Genomic DNA, 24,210 nt, shown 5'->3' on the forward strand with positions numbered 1-24,210 from the left:
CGTGCGCTCCTGGGGAGGGATGCGCGGGTCCCGGGGCGGGCTCCGCATCGTCGTCCACGCTAGGGATCCTGCCCGGGGCGGCGGTACGGGGAGGACCGCCCGGCCGAGGTGGGGGCATCCCCCGTCGGCGGCGGGGCGCGGCGGGGGAGCGTTCGTCGGTCGGAGGCGCCGCGTCGATGGCCGGACCTGCAGGGCCGGCGGCCGTCGGACCTCCTGCGCCCGGGCATGAAGCGACCCCTCGCGCACCTGTCAGAGCTCACCTGCCCTTGCTGCCGTCAAGCCCTGGGGGAGTTCAGCAAGATGACACCGCACGAGGGGTCGCGGCCCAGTCTACAGACGAGCCCGATCCTCGTCATGCCGGAGCGGTCGGATGTCGCCCGACTCACCGCCTCCGCGCGCATTGCAGTCGGATAACGGACATCCCTTGAGGTGTCTGCGGGGCTGTGACGCGCTACTGTTCCTCCACGGCGATGTCGGTGACCGGGCTCACAGGCGAGCCCGATGTCCGTCCGCGACCATCCTTCCCCTCCCCATGGAGATCCCATGTTCTTCGACACCTTGATCACCGGGGCCAACAACCTCGTGTGGTCGCTCCCCCTGGTGGGTCTGCTGCTGCTGACCGGCCTCTACTTCTCCCTGCGCACGCTGTTCCTGCAGGTGCGGCTGCATCCCCGACATGCTCAACCAGCTGAGGAAGGGCGAGGCCTCCCCAGACGGCACCTCGTCCTTCCAGTCGCTGATGATCTCCCTCGCAGGACGCGTCGGCATGGGCAACATCGGCGGTGTGGCCACCGCGATCGCGATCGGCGGCCCGGGCGCCGTGTTCTGGATGTGGCTGATCGCCTTCCTCGGCGCCGCGACCTCCTTCGTCGAGTGCACCCTCGGCCAGATCTACAAGGAGAAGGACAAGGACACCGGCGAGTACCGCGGCGGACCCGCGTACTACATCGAGAAGGCGTTCAAGCACACCACGGCCGCCCCGGTGTTCCTCGTCTACGCGATCGTGTTCTCGATCGTCACCGTCGTCGCGATGTGCTTCTTCCTGCCGGGCGTGCAGGGCAACGGCATGGCCTCCGCGGCCTACGAGGCCTGGGGCCTGCCTCACTGGGTCTCCGCCGTGGGCGTGGTCATCCTGCTGGCCTTCATCATCATCGGCGGCGTCAAGCGCATCGCACACTTCGCCGTGCTGGTCGTGCCGATCATGGCGATCCTCTACATCATCGCCGCGCTGATCGTGTTCTTCGTGAACTTCGATCAGATCCCCCACGTGTTCGGACTGATCTTCTCGAGCGCCTTCGGCGCCCACGCCGTCTTCGGCGCGATCGTCGGCAAGGCCGTCGAGATGGGCGTCAAGCGCGGACTCTACTCCAACGAGGCCGGCCAGGGCACCGGTCCCCACGCCGCCAGCGCCGCCGAGGTCTCCCACCCCGCCAAGCAGGGCTTCGCGCAGTCCTTCGCGGTCTACATCGACACCCTCTTCGTGTGCACGGCGACCGCGTTCCTGATCATCTCCACCGACATGTACCAGGTGTTCCAGGGTCCCGACGAGGAGCTCATCTACGCCGGTTCGGTCCCCGAGGGCACCGACTACGGTCCCGAGTTCGCGCAGAACGGCTTCGAGTCCGTGTTCCACGGCCTGGGCCCGACCTTCGTGGCGATCGCGCTGTTCTTCTTCGCCTTCACCACGATCGTCGCCTACTACTACATGGCCGAGGTCAACCTCACCTACCTCAACCGCTGGATCCCCAACCGCACCGCGCGTCGCGCCCTGGTGCGCGCCCTGCAGGGCCTGATCCTCGTGGCCGTCGTGTACGGCTCGGTGACCACCACGGGCAACGCCTGGGCGCTCGGAGACATCGGCGTCGGCGCGATGGCGTGGCTGAACGTGGTCGCGATCCTCATCCTCCAGGGCCCCGCGCTCAAGGCGCTGAAGGACTACCAGCAGCAGAAGAAGGCCGGCAAGGACCCGCAGTTCGATCCGCGCCCGCTCGGCATCAAGAACGCCGAGTTCTGGGAGCGCGGGCGGACGGCCTGGTCAGCCAGGGCGAGACCGGGGAGGACCTCGAGAAGAAGGTCTCCGACCGCTGACGCGGACCATCACCCGCTCTCGCGCGGAGGAGCGGCCGGCCCCCGGGACCGGCCGCTCCTCCGTCCGTGCGAGGGCTTCCAGGAGTGCGGGCGATTTCCAGGAGTGCGGGGCGAGGCTCCCCCGCGGCGATCTCCGCCTGGTTCATGGAGCGGCGCCGCACCGCACCCCGCACCGCCCGCCCTCCCGCGCCGCACACAGATGCGCTCCCTGCGTGACCTCGCGGCCGTATACGGCGTGAGCTCACGCAGGGAGCGCAGAATTGTGCGCGCCTGGCGCGCGACTGCCGGCGCGCGCCGGATCAGGTCAGGACAGGCGGTGCGACGGGGACTGGGTCTTCGTCGGGTCGGTCTCGGGGATCTCGCCGAGGACCTCGTCGATCCGGGCCTTCACGTCGGCGTCGAGGGTGACACCGGCGGCCTTGACGTTCTCGGTGACCTGCTCGGGGCGGGAGGCGCCGATGATGGCGCCGGCGACGTTGTCGTTGCTGAGCACCCAGGCGAGGGCGAGTCGCGCCGGGGTGAGCCCCAGCTCCTCCGCGATCGGCAGCAGGCCCTGTACCGCGGTGAGCACCTCGTCGTTCAGGAAGCGCTTGATCATGTCCGCGCCGCCCTTCTCGTCGCGGGCGCGCGAGCCCTCGGGCGCCTCGGCCCCGGGCTTGTACTTGCCGGTGAGGATGCCCTGCGCGACCGGAGACCAGACGATCTGGGAGATCCCCAGCTCGCGCGAGGTCGGCACGACGCGCTCCTCGATGACCCGCCACAGCATCGAGTACTGCGGCTGGTTGGAGACGAGCTGGATGCCGAGCTCGCGGGCGAGCTGGTGGCCGGCGCGCGCTGGTCCGCGTTCCACTCGGAGACGCCGATGTACAGGGCCTTGCCGGAGTGGACGACGTCGGCGAAGGCCTGCATCGTCTCCTCGAGCGGGGTCGCGTCGTCGTAGCGGTGCGCCTGGTAGAGGTCGACGTAGTCGGTGCCCAGGCGGCGCAGCGAGCCGTCGATCGACTCGCGGATGTGCTTGCGGGAGAGGCCGGTGTCGTTGTGCCCCTTCGGGCCGGTCGGGAAGTACACCTTGGTGAAGATCTCGAGCGACTCGCGGCGCTCGCCCTTCAGGGCCTCGCCGAGCACGACCTCCGCGGCGGTGTTGGCGTAGGTGTCGGCGGTGTCGAAGGTGGAGATGCCGGCGTCGAGAGCGGCGCGGACGCAGGCGCGGGCGCGGTCGTCCTCGACCTGGGAGGCGTGGGTGAGCCAGTTGCCGTAGATGATCTCGCTGATCTTGAGGCCGGAGCGGCCGAGGTGGCGATGTTCCATGCGTTCCACCCTATGTCCGCCGGCACGGGTCTATCCTGGTGGCCCGCGTCACACCGGCCGACGCCGGTCGTCGCACCCGCCGTCCGGGTGCCCGTGACGCCGGGGCCGACGATCACCGCCGCGCACCCGGCCGGCCGCGCCGTCGGCCGCGCTGGAAGGAGAGCCCGATGACCGACACCTCCACCACCCCCGCCCCGCGGCCCGGACAGCCGCCGGCGCCGCCGCCGCCGGAGCCGACCGAGGCCGACGACGTCCTGGAGATGGAGCCGACGGTCGAGGGCGAGGACTTCTCCCGCGTCGCCTTCACCGGCGCGGCGGTCGCGCAGATCCAGCGGCTCATCGACCGCAACGGCCCACTGATGTTCCACCAGTCCGGCGGTCGCTGCGACGGCTCCTCCCCCATGTGCTACCCGGAGGGCGACTTCATCACGGGCGACGCCGATGTGCGGATGGGCCACGTCGAGGTGCCCCTGCCCGACGGCACCACCAGCCCGCTCGACTTCTGGATGAGCCGTGAGCAGTTCGCCTACTGGCGCCACACGCACCTGACGATCGACCTGGTCGACGGCCGCGGCGGCGGGTTCAGCCTCGAGTCCCCCGACGGGAAGAGGTTCCTGACCCGGTCGCGGATGCTGGAGGACCGGGTGCCGGTCGAGGTCCCGGGAACGAGTCCGCGATGACCCGCCGTCCGCTCGAGGACCGCTCGGTCGGCCTCACTGATGCCGAACGCGCGCCGAACGACTCGCTCGCGTCTGCGCCGTCCGGCGGCGACCTGCCGCCGCCCAGCGAACCGCCGATGACCCCACCCGGCAAGCCGCCCACGGCCCCGCCGACCGATCCGCCCACCGAGCCGCCGGGAGCGCCGCCCTCGGACCCGCCGGCCCCGATCCCCGGGCAACCGCCCGAGCCGTCGCCGGAGCCGCCACCGGAGCCGCTCCCCCAGCCCGACCAGCCCCCGCCGCCGGAGCCCCCGCCCGGGGCGCCGCCCACGACGCCGTACTGAGCCGCCGGGTCGCACGCTCGGACCCTCGGAACGGGGCGGTGCTCATCGTCGAGGGTCGGTCCGGATCCGGCCCCCGTCGACGGTCTCCGCGCGACGCACGGAGAGCTCGCGCTGGGCGAGCAGGCGCGGCGTGAGCAAGACCGGCTCGAGCATCACGGTGCCGACGACCACGCGGCGCACGGCCTCGTCGGGGTCCTCGGGGACGGTGTCGACGTCCAGGCGTGCGACCTGCTCGAGCGCCTCGGCATAGCCGTCCATCAGCTCGTCGTCGAGCTGGATCCCCGCCGCCTCGCAGGCCGCCCAGACCCGTTCGAGCCGTGCGACCAGGAGGTCGCCCTCATAGTTGTGCCAGCCGCGTCGGGAGAGCCACGCGCGGGCCGGCGAGGCCGCGTCGACGCCGTCCGCGCTCCCGCCGCGGGAGCCCCTCCCTGCTCGAAGTCGTCGGCGCCGTCGACCCCGTCGGGCCCATCGGTCCGCGTCCGCCCGTTCCGCCCCGTCGCCACGGACGGCGCCGGCTCGTCGGCGAGCGGCGCGCGTGCGCGCGGTGGCGAGCAGGTCGAGGCGGGCGGGCCCGGGCGCGTCGAGAACCTCGACGATGCGGCGCACCGCCGCGATGCCCAGACCCCCGGCATCGGTCAGGGCGCGCACGAGGCGGATCCGCTCGACGTGCGACTCGTCGTACTCGGCGGTGGTGCGGGAGGTCTGCCGCCCCGGCGCGAGCAGGCCTTCGCGCAGGTAGTACTTGATCGTGCCGATCGGTACCTCGGTGCGGGCGGAGAGGGCGGAGATCCTCATCGGGCTCCTTCCGGGAGTGCGACGGCGGGCTGGGCATCGGACGGAGAGCACGCCGGCGGGATGGCCTCGATTCTCGCGCAGATCCGTCGCTGCGCGGGACGGCGGGGTCGGACGGGGAGCACCGGGCGGACGGGACGCACCGGGCCGAACGCGGCGAGGACCGACGGGTCGGGCCGGACGGAGGAGGACCGCCGCCCGCAACCCCTTGACGGGGAGTCGACCCGAGCGCATTCTTAGAAAGTAGCACTTTCTAATTGAGACGAGGGCTCCATGGACCACCCCGACGCACCCGCTGACCGTCCGGCCGCCTCCACCGATCGTCGGCCCCCGAACCTGACCCACGCCGAGGTCGACGACCTGGTCGTCTTCCACATCGGCATGACCATCCGCGCCCCGTGGCGGCCGGACCTGTGGGGCCCCGTCGCCGCCGCGATGCCGCGCATGCTCGCCGAGAGCGCACCGCAACCGCGCCGCGGCCGCGCGCGGCGAGGCCGAGGACCTCGGCTTCCTCGGCGCGGACACGCTGATCGGCGCGAAGGGTCCCTGGGTGGTGCAGTACTGGCGCACCACCGAGCACCTCTACGCCTACGCGAGGATGTCGAGCGCCCAGCACCTGCCTGCCTGGAAGGCGTTCAACCAGGCGGCCCGGAAGCATCCCGGCGCGGTCGGGATCTGGCACGAGACCTACGCCGTGCCCGCGGACGGGATCGAGACCTTCTACGGCAACGGGGCGACGGTCGGGCTCGCGAAGGCGGTCGGCTCCGCTCCCCTGACCTCCCGGGGACGTACCGCCGCCCAGCGGCTCGGCACCCGCTGAGGCGCCGCGCCCCTGTCCTGCCGGGGACGCGACGTCGGACAGTGACTCGGCACCCTCCACGGCACCGCGCCTCGAGCCCTCCGGTCCGGCATCGCCCTCACTGCAGGGCCGGCTCCCGGAAGAGCATGGGGCGCTGGTCGCCGCTGCGCCGTAGTGTCGGCCCTCCGAGCCGCGGCCCCGCCGCGGGGCACCCGCGCGGGGGAACCGGCCCCGCCGACGGGTGGGATCCGCCGGAGATATCTCGACGACCGGTCACCGCCGACCGATCAGGATCCGCCGGCGGCGTCCCCGCGACCCGCACGGCCCGACGGGTCGTCCCCTCGCCGCCGGGCGCGCCCGGATCGGCTCAGTGGCCGAGGACGCTCCGCGCTGCGAACAGGCTCGCCCCGGGCGGCGTGACCGCCCGGCGGGCGATCTGCTGGATCCGCGGCTGGACACGATTCGCGGGGGCGAAGAAGGAAGCGCTGCGACGGCCCGCGAGTCGCACCTGCTCGGCCGTCGGCCGCCAGCGCCGTTCGTACTCGACCAGCCCCACCTCGACGTGCGGCCCGGCCGCACGGAGGCTCCGGGCCAGCGCCTCGGCCCCCGCGATCGCGAGCGAGGTGCCCTGCCCGGCCAGGAGCGAAGGGGCGTGGGCGGCGTCCCCGGCGAGGGCCACGCGCCCGCGGCTCCAGCGGGGCGCGATCGCCTGGGCGGCGAGGTCGTCGTAGAAGGACTCCGGGGCGTTCGCGAGGGCCCGGTCGACCTGCGGGTGGAGGCCGGCGAAGTCGCGCTGGAGCCGCTCCCGATCGGGGACGGGCCGCTCGGTGCTCGCGGCATCGGTCCGCTCGGCGAACATCGCGCCGACTCGGCCGTCGACGGCCGTGTACGCCCAGCCCACCCGACCGACGGTGTCGGTCATGAGCATCCGCTCCCCCAGCTCCGCGGCGAGCTCCGGATCCGGATAGAGATAGCTCGCCACGCGGTAGCCCATCGGCACGATCTCCCCGTGACCGGGCGCGACCCTCTCCCGCACCGGGGAGCGGACGCCGTCGCAGGCCACGACGAGGTCGGAGGCGAGCGTGGTGCCGTCGGCGAGCTCGACCAGGGCGCCGCGCGGGGAGCCCCCGCCTCGCAGCCCGATGTCGCGGACCGCGACCGCGCGAGCGCCGTAGCGCAGGTCGACGGAGCGCGGCGGCGACGGCGAGGAGCCCGAGCTCGACCTCCGGGCGCAGGATGGAGAAGTAGCGGCCGCCCAGGGCGGCGGCGAGCGGTCCGACGTCGATCCGGCCGGACTCGGCCCCGTCGGGCGTCCCGTAGCGCACGCCCTCGTAGACGTGGCCGCGGGCGCGGAGCTCGTCGATGATGCCCATCCGCTCGGCGGCGACGAAACCGGGGCCGAAGAAGTCGATCATGTAGCCGCCGCCGCGGGGGCCCGGGGAGGCCTCGAGCACAGTGACGTCGTGGTCGGGGGCGAGCTGGTGGGCGAGGGCGAGGCCGGCGATGCCGCCTCCGATGACGGTGACGTCCATGCCCTCGACGCTACTCGCGCCCGACGGAGCCGCCCAGGGGGTTTCCTGCAGGCTCTCGCACCGCGAGGCGAGCGGGACGGAACGCCGCGGAGCGGGACGCGGCGGAGCGGCAGAAGGTTTTGTGCCCGTGAGGACTCATGCGGGGGCCGACATGAGTCCTCACGGGCGCAAAAGTTGCAGCTCGCGCGGCCCAGGCGAGGGAGGGCGGGGCGGCGCGGCCGGGCCTGGGCGAGGCGGGGCGGGGCGGGCGGCCGGCCGATGTGCCGACTCCGCACCGCCCCTGCCCCCGCTACTCCCCCTCGGTCTCGCCGGTCGCGACGGCCGGGACGGGGCCGGTGGTCGTGCCCCCGAGCCCCGCCTCGTCCTCGTCGGGGTCCGCACCGTCGGCGAACTGCGACCAGTACAGCCGGTGGTAGGCGCCGCCTGCGGCGAGCGGCTCGTCGTGCGAGCCCTGCTCGACGATGTCGCCGTGCTCCATCACCAGGATCACGTCGGCGTCGCGGATGGTGGAGAGCCGGTGCGCGATGACGAAGCTGGTGCGATCGGTGCGCGGCGCCGCCATCGCCTCCTGCACGAGCACCTCGGTGCGGGTGTCCACGGAGCTGGTGGCCTCGTCGAGGATCAGCGGCGCGGGGTCGGCGAGGAAGGCGCGGGCGATCGTGATGAGCCGCCGCTCGCCGGCGGAGACGTTCGCGCCCTCGTCCTCGATGACGGTGTCGTAGCCGTCGGGGAGGGTGTGCACGAAGCGGTCCACGAACGTCGCTCTCGCGGAGGCGACCACCTCCTCGTCGGTCGCCTCCAGCCGGCCGTAGCGGATGTTCTCCCGGATCGTGCCACCGAAGAGCACCGCGTCCTGCAGCACCATGCCCACGCGGGAGCGCACCGCGCCGCGGTCCAGGGCGCGGATGTCCACGCCGTCGAGCCGGATCTGCCCGGCGTCGATCTCGTAGAACCGCATGATCAGGTTGACCAGGGTGGTCTTGCCCGCGCCGGTGGGGCCGACGATCGCGACCGTCTGTCCGGGCTCCGCCGTCAGCGACAGGTCGCTGATCAGCGGCTTCTCCGGGGTGTAGGAGAAGGCGACATGGTCGAACTCGATCCGGCCCCGGGTGGGGCCGGTGAGCTCCTGGCGCGGGACGATGCGCCCCGCGGGGGCCGACTCCTCGGCGCGCGCGGCGGCCGACGCATCGGCCGCGGCCTCGGCACCGGCCGCGCCCTCGCCCACGGGCCCGGGCGCGGTGATCTGTCCGTCGGGCTCCTGCTCCTCGGCGTCCAGCGGCTCGAAGATCCGCTCGGCGGAGGCGACGCCGGATATGAGCATGTTCGCCATCCCCGCCACCTCGCCCAGCGGTGCGTTGAACTCGCGGGAGTACTGGATGAACGCGGTGACCTGGCCGAGGCTCATCTGCCCGGCCGCGATCCGCAGACCGCCGACCACGGCGATGCCGACGTAGCCGAGGTAGGTCACCCACTGCATGATCGGCATGATCATGCCGGAGTAGAACTGCGCCTTGAACGAGGCCTCCCACAGCTCTTCGTTGCGCTCATCGAACTGCTCGCGCATCGAGTCCTGGCGGTCGAAGACGGTGACCAGGTCGTGGCCGGTGAAGGACTCCTCGACGTGGCCGTTCAGCCGCCCGGTGCCCCGCCACTGGGCGGTGAAGAGCTTCTGCGACTTCGCGCCGATGATGGCTATGACCACGCCGGAGATCGGCAGGGCGATCAGGGCGATGAGCGCGAGCCGCCAGGACAGCCAGAACATCATCACGGTGATGCCGACGATGGTGAGGACCGCGTAGACGAGCGAGGCGAAGGCCTGCTGCAGGGCAGTCTGGACGTTGTCGACGTCGTTGGTGGTGCGGGAGAGCAGGTCGCCGCGCTGGCGGGTGTCGAAGTAGCTCAGCGGCAGGCGGTTGACCTTCGCCTCGATCCGTTCGCGCAGGTCGTAGACGATGTCCATCACCACGTCGTTCAGCGACCGGCCCTGCAGCCAGTCGAACAGCGCCGCGATCACGTACATCCCCAGCACGATCAGCAGCGACCGGCCGAGCGCTCCGAACTCGACGCCGTCGCCGAGGAAGCCGTCGAAGATGACGTCCATGGCGTCGCCGAGGATCGAGGGTGCCCACACGGTGAGCACCGTCGAGACGATGCCGAAGGCGAGCACCACGGCGAGCCCCAGCGTGTGCTCGCGGAAGGTTCCGGCCAGGCGCGGCGCGGAGGGCCAGAAGGCCTTCGCCCTGCGCGGCGCGCCCTCGCCCCACTCGCTGCTCATCGAGTCCTGCATCTCCAGAATCTCAGACTCAGTGAGCTCGGCGGTCCCGGCGCCCTTGGCCTCGGAGGACTTCTTCGCAGAGGACTTCTTCGCGGAGGTCTTCTTCCTGGTGCTCATGCCATCTCCTCCGCGGTGATCTGGGAGTCGACGATCTCCCGGTAGGTCTCGGAGCTCTGCAGCGGCTCCTCGTGGGTGCCGCGGCCGACGATCCGGCCCTTCTCGAGCACCAGGATCTGGTCGGCGGAGGTGATGGTGGAGATGCGCTGGGCGACGATGATCGTGGTCGCGCCGCGGGTGTGGTGGGAGAGGCCCTCGCGCACCTTCGCGTCCGTGGTGACATCCAGCGCTGAGAACGAGTCGTCGAAGACGAACACGCGCGGGGCGGCGACGAGGGTGCGGGCGATGCACAGCCGCTGACGCTGGCCGCCGGAGACGTTGGTGCCGCCCTGAGAGACGGTGGACTCGAGCCCCGTGGCGACGGCGTCGCCCTCGCCGGTGGTCCGCTCGCGCACGAAGCCGGCGCCCTGGGCGACCTCGAGCGCGTCCCAGAGCCGCTTCTCGTCGGCCGAGGGGTCGCCGAAGCGGAGGTTGTGCGCGATGGTGCCGGAGAACAGGTACGGCTTCTGCGGCACGAGGCCGACGGCGGCGGAGATGTCGGCGCGGGCGAGGTCGGTGACCGGCACCCCGTCCAGCGAAGCACCTGGCCGCTGGTCGCGTCGTGCAGGCGCGGGATGAGGCTGACCAGCGTGGTCTTGCCGGAACCGGTCGAGCCGATGATCGCGGTGGTGCGGCCGGCCTCGGCGGTGAACGAGACGCCGTCCAGCACCGGGGATTCCGCGCCCGGGTAGGAGAAGGTGACGTCGCGGAACTCGACGGTCGCTCCCCCGTCAGCCGTCGGCGCGGGGTGGGGGCGGCGGGCTCGTGGAGGGTGGGCGCGGTCTCGAGGACCTCGCCGATGCGGCGGGCGGAGATGATCGCGCGCGGGAACATCATGAACATGAAGGTGCCCATCATGACCGCCATCAGGATCTGCAGCAGGTACTGCATGAAGGCGGTGAGCGCGCCGACCTCGACGAGCCCCGCGTCCACGCGGTGACCGCCGAACCAGAGCACGGCGGCGGTGGCGAGGTGGAGCACGATCGTGATCGCCGGGCCCATGATCACGAAGAGGCGGCCGATCCGCACCGAGGTGTCGGTGAGGGTCGCGTTCGCGTCGCGAAAGCGGCCGGTCTCGTGCTCCTCGCGCACGAAGGCGCGCACCACGCGGATCCCCATGATCTGCTCGCGCATGACGCCGTTGATGGAGTCGATGTTGTCCTGCATCCGCTGGAACAGCGGCATCAGCCGGGTGACCAGCAGGCCGACGATCACCATCAGCACCGGCACGGACACCCACACCAGCCAGGACAGCCCCGGGTCCTCCTGGATCGCCATGACGATCCCGCCGATGGACATGATCGGCACCATGACCATGAAGTTCAGGGTCATCAGCACGAGCATCTGCACCTGCTGGACGTCGTTGGTCGCGCGCGTGATGAGGGTCGGGGCGCCGTAGCGGCCCATCTCCTCGGTGGAGAAGCGGTCCACGCGGGTGTAGACGGAGCGGCGGATGTCGCGGCCCATGCCCATGGCGACGCGGGCGCCGAACCAGACCGACGCGATCGCGGTGATGACCTGCGCCATCGCGACGAGCAAGCATGATCCCGCCGACGCGCCAGATGTAGTCGGTGTCGCCGGTGGCGACGCCGTTGTCGATGATGTCGGCGTTGAGGCTGGGCAGGTAGAGGGTCGCGAGCACGGTCGCGAGCTGGAGGACGGCCACGGCGGCCACGTGCGGCAGGTAGGGCCGCAGATGGCGCCGGATCAGGGTCCAGAGCATGAGGGGATCTCCCGGAGCAGGGTGGTGCGGCCCGGCCGACGGGGGTGAGCGGCCGGGGTCTCGTCGGAGCGTAGGACGGGTTGAGGACAGATTCTGTCCTCGAAGGAGCCGACGGGGTCGTCGGCCGAGTGGTCGGCGGGCCGTGCGCCGGACCTGCCGCGACCCGGGGTGGCGGGCGGCGCCGGAGCGGGACCGCTGGTCGCGGCATGGGCTCAGGCGGACAGGGCCGGCCCGAGGTGCAATCCTCCCCGAGCGTGCCGCTCGGCGCCCCCGACTTTCGGCCATCGCGGCTGAGATCCGAGGCACCTGGGCGTACCGGAGACATCGGGCTCGACCGGTCAGATCCGGCCGCACCGAGCGGGCCGGATCGCGCAATACTGGAGGCTCCCCGCGCGGAAGGACGGCCATGACCACGAGGACCCTGCTGGTGGGTCGCGGGCGCCTGGGCCTGCGGGTGGGCGAGCCGCTGCTCGCTGATCAGGACGAGAGAGGTCGTCACGAGGTGCTCGAGGCGCGCCGCGACCCGAGCTCCCTGCCGCCGGGGTTCGTGCCCGTCGCCGCCGATCTCTCCGCCGCCCTCCCCACCCCCGCCGCCGCGGGTCGATGCCATGGTCATCACCCTCACCCCGTCGGCCGCCCCGAGCTATCGCGAGCCTCTCGCGCATCTCGCGGCCGCGCCGCCCGAGGTCCCACGGCGCACGGTGTTCGTCTCCTCCACCCGGGTCCTCGAGGGGTACGACGCCTCGCGTCCGCTCACCGAGGCGGATCCCGCGCGACCGCGCTCCGACCGCGCCCGCGTGCTGGTCGAGGGCGAGGAGGCGGCGCGCGAGCTGTTCGGCGCGGTGATCCTGCGCCCGGCGGGGATCTACGGCCCCGGCCGGGACCGTCTGATCCGTACCGTCCTCGAGGGGCGCCCGGTCGAGCACGGTCGTCGGACGAACCGGATCCACGAGGTCGATCTCGCCCGCGCGATCCTCGCGCCGCTGTCCTCGCCCGCACCGCCGGCGCCGCTCCATGCGACGGACGGCGCACCCGCCCTGCTCGGCGAGGTCGTCACGCATCTCGCGCGGCGTCTCGGCGTGCCCGCGCCGCCGCGCACGTCACCGGATCCCGGGGCAGGCACCGTGCTGGATGCGACCGCGCCGCACGAGCCGCTGGGCGAGCTCGAGTTCCCGGACTTCAGGGCGGGATACGACGCGATGCTCTGAACTCGGGCGCTCAGCCGGTCACCAGGTGCGCGACCACCGGCGCGTCACCGTCATCGCGAGCGCGTTCAGCACCATCGCGGCGCTCGACCAGCCGCCGGAGACCGTCGACTCCCCCAGCACCCGCGACGTGCCGATCCCGTGAGAGGTCAGGCCGATCGCGAAGCCGCGCGCCCGCTCATCGCGGACCCGCATCAGGCTCAGCAGCGCCGGCCCCACCACCGCGCCGAGCGTGCCGGAGACCAGGGTCAGCACCACCGCGAGCGGCACCGACGCCCCGAGGCTCTCGGCGATCGTGAGGCCGACGGGCGAGGTGACCGAGCGCGGCGCGCGGCGCGCAGAGTCGACTCGTCGGCTCCGAGCGCGACCATCGCGGCGACGGTCACCGAGATGCTCACGATCCCCGCGACCACGAGGGTTCCGAGCACGGCCGGCGCCGAGGCGAGCGCGCGCGCGGCCGTTGCGCAGCAGCGGCAGGGCTAGGGCGACGGTCGCGGGGCCCAGCAGGAGCGTCAGCAGCGTGACCTGCTCGAGGTAGAGGGCGTAGGGCATCCCGGTCAGCTGCAGCACGGTCGCGATCACCACCACGCTGACCAGCACCGGGGAGAGCAGGCCGGGTCGCCCCAGCCGGTGGTACAGCCCGTAGGACAGCAGGTACACGGCGAGGGTCAGGGTGAGGCCGAAGACCGGCGACTCGTACAGCGCGCTCATAAGGAGGCACCTCCCGTGGCCGCCGACGGCCCGGCCCCGCCGGGCCTCGGCGACCTGCCGGAGCCGTCCGGCCCGCCTGCCGGCGGCGCGCCGTCCGGATCGTCCGCCGGGGGCGCACCGTCGGGGCCGCCCGCCGCGCCCCGTCGGCGGTCCTGGCGGCGCAGCGAGCGCCTGGAGCAGCGCCCGGAGACCACCAGCGCGAGCACGAAGGAGCCGCTCACGGCGAGCGCGAGCGGGAGCGCGTTCTCGGCGAGAGTGTCCAGCTCGAGCAGGATCCCTACACCGGGCGGCACGAACAGCGGCTGCAGGTGGGCCAGCAGCGGGGTCGCCGCGGGCTCGGCGGCGCGGAGCACGCCGCGGGTGGGCCGGAGGATCCCCAGCGGCACCAGCAAGACGATCCCGAGCACCACCCCGGGCACGGGAAGGTCGAGCAGGGCCGTCGCGGCCAGGCCCACCATCTGCGCGAGCAGCAGGACCACGAGGCCGAGCAAGACGGGAGGCAGAAGGGCGGCGCGTGACACCCGGCAAGGGTAGCCCGCAGCGGGGCGCCCGCCCCGATGTGGTCCGTGCCGCACGAGCGGTGGATCACGCACGTCTTGCCGCGCGCGGGCGGACTGTCACACCGTGGAGGGCTCATTTCGGCGCATCGGTCGCGTCTCGCGGGGACGGTGCGCGATCGAGACCGCCCGCTGAGGCTCGCCCGGTCGCTCCCCACGACCCCTCGGAGGTGACCGGGTTGCCCAGCCCGCTCGACAGCACCCTCAGCCGACGCACCGCGCTCCGCGGCGTCGGCGCCCTCGGCCTCACCGCGGCCGGACTGCTCGCCTCCACGCAGGCCCATGCCTCCGGCGACCTCGTGGTCGTCGACCAGATCGGCACCGGCCCGTGGGACACGGAGAACTGCGGCCCCACCTCGACGGTCATCGCCATGGTCGCCGCGGGCCGGAAGGTCCCGCACTACGTCTCGGGCGAGAAGGGCACGACGGTGGGCGGCAACCGCAGGGCGGTCATCGAGATGCGCGCCCGCTGCGGTCTGTCCCCGTGGGGCGAGCCGGAGAAGAAGACCGTCGACTACACGGGCGCCTATCTCGGCGACCTCGAGAACGGCCTGCGCGATGCGGGCGCCCGCGCCACCCGCACCCGGTTCGAGGAGGGCCTGGAGGCCGCCGCGCGCGGCAAGGTGGTGATCCTGCACGTCCACCACGGCCGGTCGCTCGGCGAGGAGGGGGCCGACTACGGCCACTTCGTCGTCGCCCAGGGCGAGGACGAGAACGGGAACCTGCGCGTCTCCGATCCGGGCCGCGCCCAGGAGATCGGCATCACCGCCTACTCCCCCGACCGGGCGCGCCACGCACGCCAGGGCCTTGCCACGGTCGTCAGCTGACCTCCCGGCCGGGCCCGCCCCTCACCATACTGGCGGGATGACACTCCGGTTCCCGGCTGCGCGGCCCGCGCCTGGACCTGCGCCCGTTCACGGCCGACGACGCCGCGACCGCGCATCGCGTCTATGGCGATCCCGAGGTGATGCGCTTCGTCGGCGACGGCGAGCCCGCCTCCCCGGAGCGGACCGCGCAGATGCTCGCCGACTACGCCGCCCACCAGGCCCGGCACGGCTTCGCGTTCTGGGCCGTGATCGAGCGCGCGAGCGGCGAGCTGATCGGCGATGCGGGCCTGGAGGTCACCGACCAGGGCATCGAGCTCGGCTACACGCTGGCCCGCGGCCGGTGGGGCCGCGGTCTCGCGACCGAGGCGGGACGGCTGTGCGTGGAGGCGGCCGACGGACCGCTCGGCCGCGCCGCCTCGTCGGCCTCTGCGACCTCGCGAACCCGGCCTCGGCCGCGGTGCTCGCCCGGCTCGGCTTCGCGGACGACGGGACCGTCGACGCCTACAACCGCCCGCACCGGCGCTTCGTCCGCGAGCGGTGAGGCGGGGGCCGGTCAGCCCGCCGGGGTGGTGACGCGCTCGTGCGCCCAGGCGCCGCGCTCGCGCCGGTAGCCGACGCGCACGTGCTTGCGATCCAGCCGCGACTGGGTGAACTCGTACCAGGCCGGCTGCGCAGCGCGTAGACCTGCCAGTCCGGGTTCGGGGAGCCGTCGTAGGAGGGGCGCGAGGCCCAGTCAGCCTGCGAGGTCGCCTCGTCCAGCGCCACGACCTCGCCGCCCACCTGCACCTGCCTGCCGCTCTCGCGCCAGAAGAAGGTCATCGCGGCGCGCGGGTCCGCGGCGAGTCGCTCGCCCTTGCGGGAGCCGCGGTGCGTGGAGACGTGCAGGCCGCGCTCGTCGAGGTCCTTCAGGATGAGGGTGCGGCCGACGGGCGCTCCGCCGTCGAGGGTCTGGAAGGTCATGGCGTGCGGCTGGCGGGCACCACTCGCGATCTCGTCCTCGAGCCAAGCGACGAACAGCTCGGCCGGGTCCTCGGGGACGGAGTCCGGGTCGAGGCCGGGCATGTCCTCGGGGAAGGACGGCAGGGCGCGAAGGCGGTCGGCGAGCTCACTCATGGACGCCATCCTCGCGCCGACGGCCCCGCCGCTCAACCCGGGGAGCGACGGGGCCGTCGGAGGAGAGGCCGTGGGCGGGGATCAGCCGAGGAAGATGCCGTTGCCCGGGCCGAGCGGCAGGTCCGCGAAGAAGAAGACCGCCAGGATCACGGTCCACACGATCCAGAACGGGACCACGAAGGGCGACATCCGCGCCATCAGCGAGCCGAGGCCCGCGCCGGGCTCGTACTTCCGCAAGCATGCCCAGCAAAGACGATCATGTACGGGTTCATCGGCGTGATGACCTGGGTGGCGGAGTCGCCCACGCGGAACGCGGCCTGGGTGAAGGCGGGCTCGTAGCCGATCAGCGCGAACATCGGCACGAACACGGCGGCCATGATCGCCCACATGCCGGAGCCGGAGATGATGAACAGGTTCAGGCGACTGGCCAGCAAGATGAAGCCGAGAACCGCCGGGAAGCCGGTCAGGCCGATGCCCTCGAGGGCGGCGGCGCCGGTCACGGCGATCCAGGTGCCGATCCCGGACCAGTTGAACAGGGCGATGAAGTTGCCCAGGATGAAGGCGAGCACCACGAAGGGCAAGCATCTCCTTGAGCGACTCGGTCATCATCGCGACCGCGTCCCTGGTCTTGCGCAGGGTGCCGACCACGATGCCGTAGGTCAGGCCCAGCACGATGAAGTAGGCGACGACCAGGAACACGATCGAGTCCAGCGGCGGGGACTTCGGCAGGAAGCCGCCGTCCTCGTTCCGCCACGGCGAGGCGGGGGCCAGCGTCGCCGCCAGCACGATCGCGGTGAGCACCGCCGCAGCGATCACGGCGGCGATCAGGCCCTTGTTCTCCGCCGGGGTGAGCTCGGCGCGCATCTGCTCGGCGCTCTCGCCGCTGGTGGCGACCTCGCCCTCCTCGGTGATCTCGTCGCGGCCGATGCCCTGACGGTTCAGGCGCGGCTCGAGGATCCGGTCGATGATGAAGCCGGCGACGAAGCCGAGCACCAGCGACGAGGCGATGTTGAAGAACCAGTTCGAGACCGGGTTCACGGCGGTGAACTCGAAGTCCGGCGGCGCGCGTCCATCACGGAGGTGGTGATCCCCGCGAACAGCGCGTCCAGCGAGGTGGGGAAGATGTTGGTGGAGTAGCCGGCGCCGGCGGCCGCGAAGCCGCCCAGCAGGCCCGCGACGGGGTGTCGCCCGGCGGCCTTGAACACCAGCGCGGCCAGCGGCGGGACCACCACGAAGGCGGAGTCGGCCATGATCGAGGAGACCACGCCCACGAAGCCCACCACGTAGGGGAGCATCCACGACGGCGAGGAGCCGAACAGCTTGCGGATCGCGGCGGCGAGCGGCCCGGAGTGCTGCGAGATGCCGATCGCGAGCAGGATCGGCGCACCGTCACCAGCGGCGGGAAGCCGATGTAGTTCTCGCCGAGGGTGGTGGTCAGCCAGGTCATGCCCTCACCGGTGAACAGGCCCTTGATGACGGTGGCCTCGTCCGAGCCGGGCACCGTCACCTCCACGTTCGCCCAGGCCATGGCCGTGGAGACCACGCCGGTGACGGCGAACAGGATGAGGAACAGCATGAAGGGCTCGGGCGGCTTGTTGCCCGCCCTCTCGACGCCGTTGAGGATCTTGTCGGTCAGGCCGGTCTTGGCCGGCGGAGCGGGTGTTGTGGTCATGGGTTCTCCAGACGGGGGTGGGGAGAGGCCTTCGGCCGTCGGCCGACGGGGTCGACGGCGGCGGCTGCGACGGGTCCGTCGGCGGATCAGTCGAAGAAGGAGGGGACGTCGATCGCACCGCCGGCGGCGGCGAACTCCTCGGCGACGGCGGCGGCGAGCGCCGGGTCGTGGAGGACGTCGAGCAGGGTGGCGGCCAGGCCGTAGGCCCCGTCGGTCGGCGCCGCGCGGGCGGCGGCCGAGGTGGACTCGGCCGCGAACTCGCGGGTGTGCAGGGCGACGTCGGCCGGGGCGATGCGGATCAGCGGATGCATGCCGGGCAGGCGGTAGCTGACGTTGCCGAAGTCGGTGGAGGCGGCGAGGGTCGTGGAGACCACGCCCAGCGGCGCGGGTCGCGGCCGCGGCGGCGCGCGCCTCGACCCAGCGGCCGGTCAGCGCGTCGTTGGTGCGCACCGGCAGGGAGGGCGGGTGGTGGTCCCAGGTGACGGTCACGCCGACGCCGGCCATCAGTGCCGCGCCGTGGGCGACGTCCTCGACCCGGCGCGAGAGGTCCTTGAGGGTCTCGGGCCGCTGGGAGCGGACGTACAGGTCGAGCTTCGCGTGGTCGGGGACGACGCTGGCCCGCTCGCCGCCCTCGCGGATCACGGCGTGGATGCGGTCGCTGGGCGGGGTCTGCTGGCGCATCAGGCCGATGCCCTGGTACATCAGGCTCGCCGCGTCCAGGGCGTTGCGGCCCATGAACGGTCGCGCGGAGGCGTGGGCGGTGTGCCCGTGGAACTCGACGGTGAGGGTGCGCCGGCCCAGCCACACCTGGTCGGCCAGGTCGTAGCCGGGATAGCCGTGCGCCATGACCGCGGCGTCGAGCCCGTCGAAGGCGCCCTCGCGGGCCATGTACTCCTTGCCGGTGTGGCCCTCCTCGGCGGGCGTGCCGAGGTAGACGACGGTGCCGGGCACGGCCGAGGGGTCCTTCTTCGCGAGCTCGGCCAGGCCCAGGAAGGCGCCGAGGCCCATCACGGCGATGATGTTGTGGCCGCGGCCGTGGCCGATGCCGGGCAGGGCGTCGTACTCGGAGAGCACCGCGACGGTCGGCGCGCCCTCCCGCTCGGCGCCCTCGCCGCGGATCTCGGCGCGGATCGCCGTGTCCAGGCCGTGCGCGCCGAGCTGGGCCTCGATGCCGTGGCCCTCGAGGATCTGAACGATCGCGGCGGCGGAGCGGTGCTCCTCGAAGGCGACCTCAGGATGCTCGGCCAGGTCGATCATCAGGTCGACGAGCTCGGGGCCGGCCTCGTCGACCTCCTCCTCGAGCCGGGCGCGGAGCGCCTCGGGGGCGCCGGTGTGCGCGGAGCCGGGGTGGGACTGCGTGCGCGGCGCCGCCTCCCGCTCCTCGTCGAGCTGGGCCATGTATGCGATGGACGGCTCGGTCGAGGTGGACCCGAGCCGCACGGGGGACGGTTCAGACATGGGCCTGAGCGTAACGGCCGGGGCCCGTCTCCTCGTGCGCGCCTGCACTCGGTTGCGGGGTCGTGACATGCAGGGTGGGTGGGACTCGTCACATGCAGGGCGGGTGGGCCTCGTCGCACCGGGACAGGCGCGCTCCCCCATCGCCGACGGCTCAGGCGTAGCGTTTCGATCACGCCCCGCGCCGCCCTCGTGAGAAGAGGCCCTTGACATGTCACAGCTCAACGAACTGCTCTCCCCGTCCACGATCCTCCTGGACGCCGATGCCGCCGACTGGCGCGAGGCGATACGTCGCTCCGGCGAGTCGCTGGTCTCCACCGGCGCCACCGACCCCGCCTACACCGAGGCGATGATCCGCACCGTCGAGGAGCACGGCCCCTACATCGTCATCGCCCCGGGATTCGCGCTCGCCCATTCCCGACCCGACGAGTCGGTGCATCGCACGGGGATGTCGTTCGTGCGCCTGGCGGAGCCGATCGCCTTCGGCAACGCGGCCAACGACCCCGTCACGCTGGTCATGGCGCTGGGCGCGGCGGACAGCTCCGCACACCGCGAGGCGCTCGCGGCCCTCGCCGGGGTGCTCGCCGACCCGGCCCGCCGTTCCCTGCTCGACGAGGCGCGGACGCGAGAGGACGTGCTCGCAGCTCTCGCGGCCGACGGCGCTGGTCCGGGCGAGAGGTCGGCAGAGGACTCCCGGTCCGGCGCCGCCGCCCGGACCGACACCGGCTCCGGCACGGGCGCCATGGTCGATGCCGACGCCGTCCCCTCGAAGAAGCTCCTGCTCACGGTGTGCGGGAACGGGCTGGGCACCAGCCTGTTCCTGAAGAACACGGCCGAGCAGGTCCTGGAGCGCTGGGGCTGGTCCTCGCATCTGGACGTCCAGGCCACCGACACGATCTCTGCGAAGGGCCGCGCCAAGGACTCCGACGCGATCCTCACCTCCGGGGCGATCGCGGACACCCTCGGCGAGGTCGGCGTGCGCGTCGAGGTGATCGAGAACTTCACCTCGCAGGCGGAGATCGACGCGGCCCTGCGCCGTATCTACGCCGTCTGACGCGTCCGCCCTCTCCGACCTGTCAGCCACCCCTCCCCCGTCCCCCGATTCTCCGGAGAAGAACCATGAACGTGCTCGTCACGGTCGCCGAGTTCCTCGTCAACGAGGTGCTCTCCGTCCCCGCCTATCTCATCGGCATCATCACCGCGATCGGTCTGATCGCGCGCGCAAGTCCGTCGGCCAGGTCGCGGGCGGCGCCCTGAAGGCCGTGCTCGGCTTCCTGCTCATCGGCGCGGGCGCCACGCTCGTCACCGCCTCCCTCACCCCGCTGGGTGTGATGATCCAGGGCGCGCTCGGTGCCCAGGGCGTGGTCCCCACCAACGAGGCGATCGCGGGCATCGCGCAGGAGGAGTTCGGCGCCCAGGTCGCCTGGCTGATGATCCTCGGCTTCGTGGTCGCGATCCTGCTCGCCCGCTTCACCCCGCGCGCTACGTCTTCCTCACCGGCCACCACCTGCTGTTCATGGCCACCCTGATCACGATCGTGATGGCCTCGGCCGGGATGCCGACCGTGGTCGTGGTGGTGCTCGGCGCGGTGCCGCTGGGCATCCTCATGGTGGCCCTGCCCGCTCTCGCCCAGCCCTGGACCCGGCGGATCACCGGGGACGACTCGATCGCGATCGGTCACTTCGGCACGGCGGGCTACATCGCCGCCGGCGCCGTCGGCCGACTCGTCGACCCCAAGGGGCGCAGCCGCTCCACCGAGGACCTCAAGGTCCCCGAGTCGCTCCGCTTCCTGCGCGACTCCATGGTGGCCACCGCCCTGTCGATGGTGCTGATGTATCTCGTGGTCGCCGTCGCGTATCTCGCCCGGGCCGGACAGGAGACCGCCTTCGGCGCCTTCGAGGGCGGGGCGACGGGGGTGGGCAACTACCTCATGCAGTCGGTGACCCAGGGTCTCCAGTTCGGCATCGCGGTCGCCGTGATCCTCTTCGGCGTGCGCACGATCCTCGGCGAGCTCGTCCCCGCCTTCCAGGGCATTGCCGCGAAGGTCGTGCCCGGCGCGATCCCGGCCCTCGACGCCCCGATCGTGTTCCCCTACGCCCAGAACGCGGTGCTGATCGGGTTCCTGTCGAGCTTCGCGGGCGGGCTCGTGGGCCTGCTGGTGCTCGGCGTGTGGCTCGGCCCGGTGCTCGGCCTCGCGCTGATCCTGCCGGGCCTGGTCCCGCACTTCTTCACCGGCGGCGCGGCGGGCGTGTACGGCAACGCCACCGGCGGCCGACGCGGCGCGGTCGCGGGCGGATTCGTCAACGGCCTGCTGGTCACCTTCCTGCCGGCGTCGCTGCTGAAGGTGCTGGGCACGTTCGGCTCCGCGAACACCACCTTCGGCGACACCGACTTCGGCTGGTTCGGCATCCTCATCGGCTATTCGGCGCGCACCGGGGTCTTCGCCCGGGATCGTGGCCGCTGGTCGTCGTCGGCGCTCTGATCCTCGGCGGCGCGATCCTGATGCGGCGCCGCGTGGTCGACGGCGGCTGGGACCCCTCGCCCGCCCGCGTCCCCGTCGGCGCCGCCGCGGGGACCGGAGCGGACGGCCGTGCCGACGAGTCGTCGGGCGCCGCGGCCGACGGCCGCACCGCCGCCCGCTCGGGGACGACCCACCCCCGGGTCGCCCCGCCCGTCGGCGCGCCGACGCCCCCGCCGCCGCCCGCCGACTGACCCGGAGCAGGCCCGGTCCCTCGGCGTCGCGACGCCCCGTCGCGCGCCGGGCCGGGCCGGCGCGGTGCGGTACCGCGCCCGATTCGTCGCACGGGGCACGACCCGGCGGTCGACTCCGCTCCGCGCGCGTCCATCCCTCGGGACGGTACGATCCCCCCACGGTGCCCCGCGGCGATCCCGCACCGCGCCGTGCATCGGACCGCCCATCCCTGCGGTCCAGGGCCGTCTCCCGCGGCCGCCGTGCCGTCGTCCCCCAGGCGGCGCATCTTCCCCGGGTCGCCGACGTCGTCGACCTCTCTCCCCCGCGCCGTGACCGGCGCGGCTCACCCGGAGGCTCATCGTGAGTGCACCAACCCCGTCCGCCGGCGCCGCCACCCGGAGCGCCGATCGCGGTGCGTTCCGCGGCCGCACCGCCTTCATCTTCGCGGCCATCGGCTCCGCCGTCGGCCTCGGCAACATCTGGCGCTTCCCCGCGGTCGCCTACGAGAACGGCGGCGGCGCGTTCATCCTGCCGTATCTCGTCGCGTCGCTGACCGCGGGCATCCCGCTGCTCTTCCTCGACTACGCGATCGGGCACCGCTGGCGCGGCTCCGCCCCCGCCGCCTGGCGCCGCTTCCGCCGCTGGACCGAGTTCATCGGCTGGTGGCAGGTGCTGATCGCCCTGATCATCGCCCTGTACTACGCGCTGATCCTCGCGTGGGCGACGAACTACACCATCTTCTCCCTCGACCAGCGCTGGGACTCGCACCCCGAGGGGGCGGCGGGCTTCTTCGGCGAGTACACCCAGGCCCTCGGCGGGGCCGACGTGGCGATCTCCTTCGACTACGTCCCCGCAGTGCTGATCTCCATGCTGGTGGTGTGGGTCGCGGTGATCGTGGTGATGGCGCTCGGCGTGCAGAAGGGCATCTCCGCCGCCTCGGTCGTCTTCATCCCTCTGCTGATCGTCATGTTCATCATCCTGGTGGTGCGCTCGCTGTTCCTGCCCGGCGCGATCGAGGGCCTGGACGCCTTCTTCCGACCGAACTGGGCCGCGCTCGCGAAGCCGGGAGTGTGGATCGCCGCCTACGGGCAGATCTTCTTCTCGCTCTCGGTGGCGTTCGGCATCATGCTCACCTACTCCTCGTACCTGAAGAAGAAGACGGACCTCACCGGCTCCGGCCTGGTGGTCGGGTTCGCGAACTCGAGCTTCGAGATCCTGTGCGGCATCGGCGTGTTCTCGGCGCTGGGCTTCATGGCGCAGGCCCAGGGCGTCGCGGTCGACGAGGTCGTCGCCGACGGTGTGGGCCTCGCGTTCATCGCCTTCCCCACGATCATCTCCGAGGCCCCGGCCGGCGCGCTGATCGGCGTGCTGTTCTTCGGCTCGCTCGTGCTGGCCGGCTTCACCTCGCTGATCTCGATCGTGGAGGTCGTGATCGCCGCGGTCCAGGACAAGTTCGGCCTCGCCCGCGTCTCCGCGACCCTGCTGGTGTGCGTGCCGATCGCGGTGGTCTCCACGATCCTGTTCTCCACGACCATGGGCCTGCCGCCGCTGGACGTGATGGACAAGTGGGCGAACGAGTACGGCATCGTCGCGGCGGCGCTGGTCTCCTCGCTGATCGTCGCCTTCGTGGTGCGCGGCATGCCCACCCTGCGCGATCACCTGAACTTCCGCGGCTCCTTCCACATCGGTCGCTGGTGGTACGCGTGCGTGGCGATCATCGCGCCGCTCGTGCTCGGCGTCTCGCTGGTGGGTGGCACCCTCGATCTCGTCACCAGCGACACGACCTACTCGGGGTACCCGGGCTGGTTCAACTTCGTGTTCGGCTGGATGATGGCGATCGGCCTGGTCGTGGTCGCGGTGATCCTCTCGCTGATCCCGTGGCCGGCCGGATCGAACCTGTACAAGGACGACTCCGACGGCGACCCGATCGCCCCCGAGGTCGTCTCCGGCAAGGGCCTGGTCACCACCTCCGAGGCGACCACGCCGCACGAGCGCGCTCCGCCGGCTTCTGAGGTGCGAGGTGCCGGGCGGAGATCCGCCCGGCACCTCGTCCCCGACGAGCCGCACTCGGCTCCTCCCCGCACTACCGCTCGACCCCGCTCGACCCGTCTCCCGCCGGCGCCGCGCCGGCCCGCACGACTCACCGCCGGTCCCGCACCGGCCCGTTCCCAGGAGGGATCATGTCCGTCCCCGCCATCCTCATGATGATCGTCGCGATCGTGACCGTCTGGGGCGGCCTCGTCGCCGCCGTCGTCAACCTCCGCCGCCACCCCGAAGCGGGCGAGGAGGACTGAGCTCGGCC

The 24,210-nt window shown here is 72.5% G+C and carries 15 protein-coding genes, 1 other RNA gene and 7 pseudogenes; 11 read left to right on the forward strand and 12 right to left on the reverse strand.

Going from position 1 to position 24,210, the window contains the following annotated elements:
- Window positions 1-226: 226 nt before the first annotated feature.
- Window positions 227-323, reverse strand: an RNA gene (gene ffs / locus WKH84_RS11490) — signal recognition particle sRNA small type.
- A gap of 220 nt (window positions 324-543) precedes the next feature.
- On the opposite strand from ffs, the pseudogene WKH84_RS11495 reads away from it, so the two are divergent.
- Window positions 544-2,088: pseudogene (locus WKH84_RS11495) on the forward strand (alanine/glycine:cation symporter family protein).
- 304 nt (window positions 2,089-2,392) lie between these two features.
- On the opposite strand, the pseudogene WKH84_RS11500 reads toward WKH84_RS11495, so the two are convergent.
- A pseudogene (locus tag WKH84_RS11500) lies at window positions 2,393-3,396 on the reverse strand (aldo/keto reductase family protein).
- Between the two features lie 167 nt (window positions 3,397-3,563).
- Between WKH84_RS11500 and WKH84_RS11505 the strand changes: the two are divergent.
- Both WKH84_RS11505 and WKH84_RS11510 read left to right on the forward strand, forming a co-directional pair.
- The gene (locus tag WKH84_RS11505) at window positions 3,564-4,076 is read left to right on the forward strand and encodes a DUF779 domain-containing protein (RefSeq protein ID WP_341856713.1); all 513 of its coding nucleotides are present in this window, start codon (window positions 3,564-3,566) and stop codon (window positions 4,074-4,076) included.
- Complete coding sequence (locus tag WKH84_RS11510) at window positions 4,073-4,399, forward strand: hypothetical protein (RefSeq protein ID WP_341856714.1); 327 nt, start codon at window positions 4,073-4,075, stop codon at window positions 4,397-4,399. The genes WKH84_RS11505 and WKH84_RS11510 overlap by 4 nt, the downstream gene beginning before the upstream one ends.
- 42 nt (window positions 4,400-4,441) lie before the next feature.
- Here WKH84_RS11510 and WKH84_RS11515 read toward each other — a convergent pair whose 3' ends face one another.
- Entirely contained in the window at window positions 4,442-5,194 is a 753-nt protein-coding gene (locus WKH84_RS11515) for a MerR family transcriptional regulator (protein WP_341856715.1), read from the reverse strand.
- Window positions 5,195-5,720: 526 nt separating this feature from the next.
- On the opposite strand from WKH84_RS11515, the gene WKH84_RS11520 reads away from it, so the two are divergent.
- Complete coding sequence (locus WKH84_RS11520; RefSeq protein ID WP_341856869.1) at window positions 5,721-6,011, forward strand: DUF4188 domain-containing protein; 291 nt, start codon at window positions 5,721-5,723, stop codon at window positions 6,009-6,011.
- Window positions 6,012-6,357: 346 nt separating this feature from the next.
- Here the strand turns inward: WKH84_RS11520 and WKH84_RS11525 are convergent, their stop codons facing one another.
- The 4 genes and pseudogenes from WKH84_RS11525 to WKH84_RS11540 form a co-directional block, all read right to left on the reverse strand.
- A complete protein-coding gene (locus WKH84_RS11525; RefSeq protein ID WP_341856716.1) occupies window positions 6,358-7,053 on the reverse strand; it encodes an FAD-dependent monooxygenase in 696 nt (231 codons plus the stop codon).
- Between the two features lie 395 nt (window positions 7,054-7,448).
- A pseudogene (locus WKH84_RS11530) lies at window positions 7,449-7,522 on the reverse strand (hypothetical protein); the annotation flags it as partial.
- A 289-nt stretch (window positions 7,523-7,811) separates the two neighbouring features.
- The gene (locus WKH84_RS11535; protein WP_341856717.1) at window positions 7,812-9,914 is read right to left on the reverse strand and encodes an ABC transporter ATP-binding protein; all 2,103 of its coding nucleotides are present in this window, start codon (window positions 9,912-9,914) and stop codon (window positions 7,812-7,814) included.
- Window positions 9,911-11,676: pseudogene (locus WKH84_RS11540) on the reverse strand (ABC transporter ATP-binding protein). The gene WKH84_RS11535 and the pseudogene WKH84_RS11540 overlap by 4 nt, the downstream one beginning before the upstream one ends.
- 608 nt (window positions 11,677-12,284) lie before the next feature.
- On the opposite strand from WKH84_RS11540, the gene WKH84_RS11545 reads away from it, so the two are divergent.
- Complete coding sequence (locus tag WKH84_RS11545; protein WP_341853763.1) at window positions 12,285-12,884, forward strand: SDR family NAD(P)-dependent oxidoreductase; 600 nt, start codon at window positions 12,285-12,287, stop codon at window positions 12,882-12,884.
- Window positions 12,885-12,902: 18 nt separating this feature from the next.
- On the opposite strand, the gene WKH84_RS11550 is transcribed toward WKH84_RS11545, so the two are convergent.
- Window positions 12,903-13,592: an LrgB family protein gene (locus WKH84_RS11550; RefSeq protein WP_341853764.1), complete on the reverse strand. Its 690-nt coding sequence runs from the start codon at window positions 13,590-13,592 to the stop codon at window positions 12,903-12,905.
- On the reverse strand, window positions 13,589-14,113 hold the full coding sequence (locus WKH84_RS11555) for a CidA/LrgA family protein (RefSeq protein WP_341853765.1): 525 nt from the start codon (window positions 14,111-14,113) through the stop codon (window positions 13,589-13,591). The genes WKH84_RS11550 and WKH84_RS11555 overlap by 4 nt, the downstream gene beginning before the upstream one ends.
- Before the next feature lie 215 nt (window positions 14,114-14,328).
- On the opposite strand from WKH84_RS11555, the gene WKH84_RS11560 reads away from it, so the two are divergent.
- Window positions 14,329-14,976, forward strand: coding sequence for a hypothetical protein (locus WKH84_RS11560; protein WP_341853766.1), 648 nt, complete (start codon window positions 14,329-14,331; stop codon window positions 14,974-14,976).
- Between the two features lie 77 nt (window positions 14,977-15,053).
- Window positions 15,054-15,587 (forward strand): GNAT family N-acetyltransferase, encoded by a 534-nt coding sequence (locus WKH84_RS11565; protein ID WP_341856870.1) that lies wholly within the window; start codon window positions 15,054-15,056, stop codon window positions 15,585-15,587.
- Here the strand turns inward: WKH84_RS11565 and WKH84_RS11570 are convergent.
- The 3 genes and pseudogenes from WKH84_RS11570 to WKH84_RS11580 form a co-directional block, all read right to left on the reverse strand.
- Entirely contained in the window at window positions 15,478-16,089 is a 612-nt protein-coding gene (locus WKH84_RS11570; RefSeq protein ID WP_341853767.1) for a pyridoxamine 5'-phosphate oxidase family protein, read from the reverse strand. The genes WKH84_RS11565 and WKH84_RS11570 overlap by 110 nt on opposite strands.
- A gap of 81 nt (window positions 16,090-16,170) precedes the next feature.
- Window positions 16,171-17,761, reverse strand: a pseudogene (locus WKH84_RS11575) (AbgT family transporter).
- Window positions 17,762-18,205: 444 nt separating this feature from the next.
- Window positions 18,206-19,429: pseudogene (locus WKH84_RS11580) on the reverse strand (amidohydrolase); the annotation flags it as partial.
- On the opposite strand from WKH84_RS11580, the gene WKH84_RS11585 reads away from it, so the two are divergent.
- The 4 genes and pseudogenes from WKH84_RS11585 to WKH84_RS11600 all read left to right on the forward strand — a co-directional run bounded on the left by WKH84_RS11585 (window position 19,428) and on the right by WKH84_RS11600 (window position 24,202).
- Window positions 19,428-20,270: a PTS sugar transporter subunit IIA gene (locus WKH84_RS11585; RefSeq protein ID WP_341853768.1), complete on the forward strand. Its 843-nt coding sequence runs from the start codon at window positions 19,428-19,430 to the stop codon at window positions 20,268-20,270. The pseudogene WKH84_RS11580 and the gene WKH84_RS11585 overlap by 2 nt on opposite strands.
- A 65-nt stretch (window positions 20,271-20,335) precedes the next feature.
- Window positions 20,336-21,928: pseudogene (locus WKH84_RS11590) on the forward strand (PTS ascorbate transporter subunit IIC).
- A gap of 340 nt (window positions 21,929-22,268) precedes the next feature.
- Window positions 22,269-24,113, forward strand: a complete 1,845-nt coding sequence (locus WKH84_RS11595; protein WP_341853769.1) for a sodium-dependent transporter — start codon at window positions 22,269-22,271, stop codon at window positions 24,111-24,113.
- A complete protein-coding gene (locus WKH84_RS11600; protein ID WP_010549314.1) occupies window positions 24,089-24,202 on the forward strand; it encodes a methionine/alanine import family NSS transporter small subunit in 114 nt (37 codons plus the stop codon). Before WKH84_RS11595 ends, WKH84_RS11600 begins: the two co-directional genes overlap by 25 nt.
- Window positions 24,203-24,210 lie beyond the last annotated feature (8 nt).

Origin of the sequence: Brachybacterium sp. GPGPB12, from assembly GCF_038396325.1 — a bacterium.
GTDB classification, from domain to species: domain Bacteria; phylum Actinomycetota; class Actinomycetes; order Actinomycetales; family Dermabacteraceae; genus Brachybacterium; species Brachybacterium conglomeratum.

Excerpts from the sequence above, each read along its gene's own strand:
- WKH84_RS11515 (WP_341856715.1), bottom strand. The coding sequence starts at position 5,194 with ATGAGGATCTCCGCCCTCTCCGCCCGCACCGAGGTACCGATCGGCACG.
- WKH84_RS11510 (WP_341856714.1), top strand. The coding sequence starts at position 4,073 with ATGACCCGCCGTCCGCTCGAGGACCGCTCGGTCGGCCTCACTGATGCC.
- WKH84_RS11545 (WP_341853763.1), top strand. The coding sequence starts at position 12,285 with ATGGTCATCACCCTCACCCCGTCGGCCGCCCCGAGCTATCGCGAGCCT.
- WKH84_RS11505 (WP_341856713.1), top strand. The coding sequence starts at position 3,564 with ATGACCGACACCTCCACCACCCCCGCCCCGCGGCCCGGACAGCCGCCG.
- WKH84_RS11570 (WP_341853767.1), bottom strand. The coding sequence starts at position 16,089 with ATGAGTGAGCTCGCCGACCGCCTTCGCGCCCTGCCGTCCTTCCCCGAG.
- WKH84_RS11600 (WP_010549314.1), top strand. The coding sequence starts at position 24,089 with ATGTCCGTCCCCGCCATCCTCATGATGATCGTCGCGATCGTGACCGTC.
- WKH84_RS11585 (WP_341853768.1), top strand. The coding sequence starts at position 19,428 with ATGTCACAGCTCAACGAACTGCTCTCCCCGTCCACGATCCTCCTGGAC.
- WKH84_RS11550 (WP_341853764.1), bottom strand. The coding sequence starts at position 13,592 with ATGAGCGCGCTGTACGAGTCGCCGGTCTTCGGCCTCACCCTGACCCTC.
- WKH84_RS11535 (WP_341856717.1), bottom strand. The coding sequence starts at position 9,914 with ATGAGCACCAGGAAGAAGACCTCCGCGAAGAAGTCCTCTGCGAAGAAG.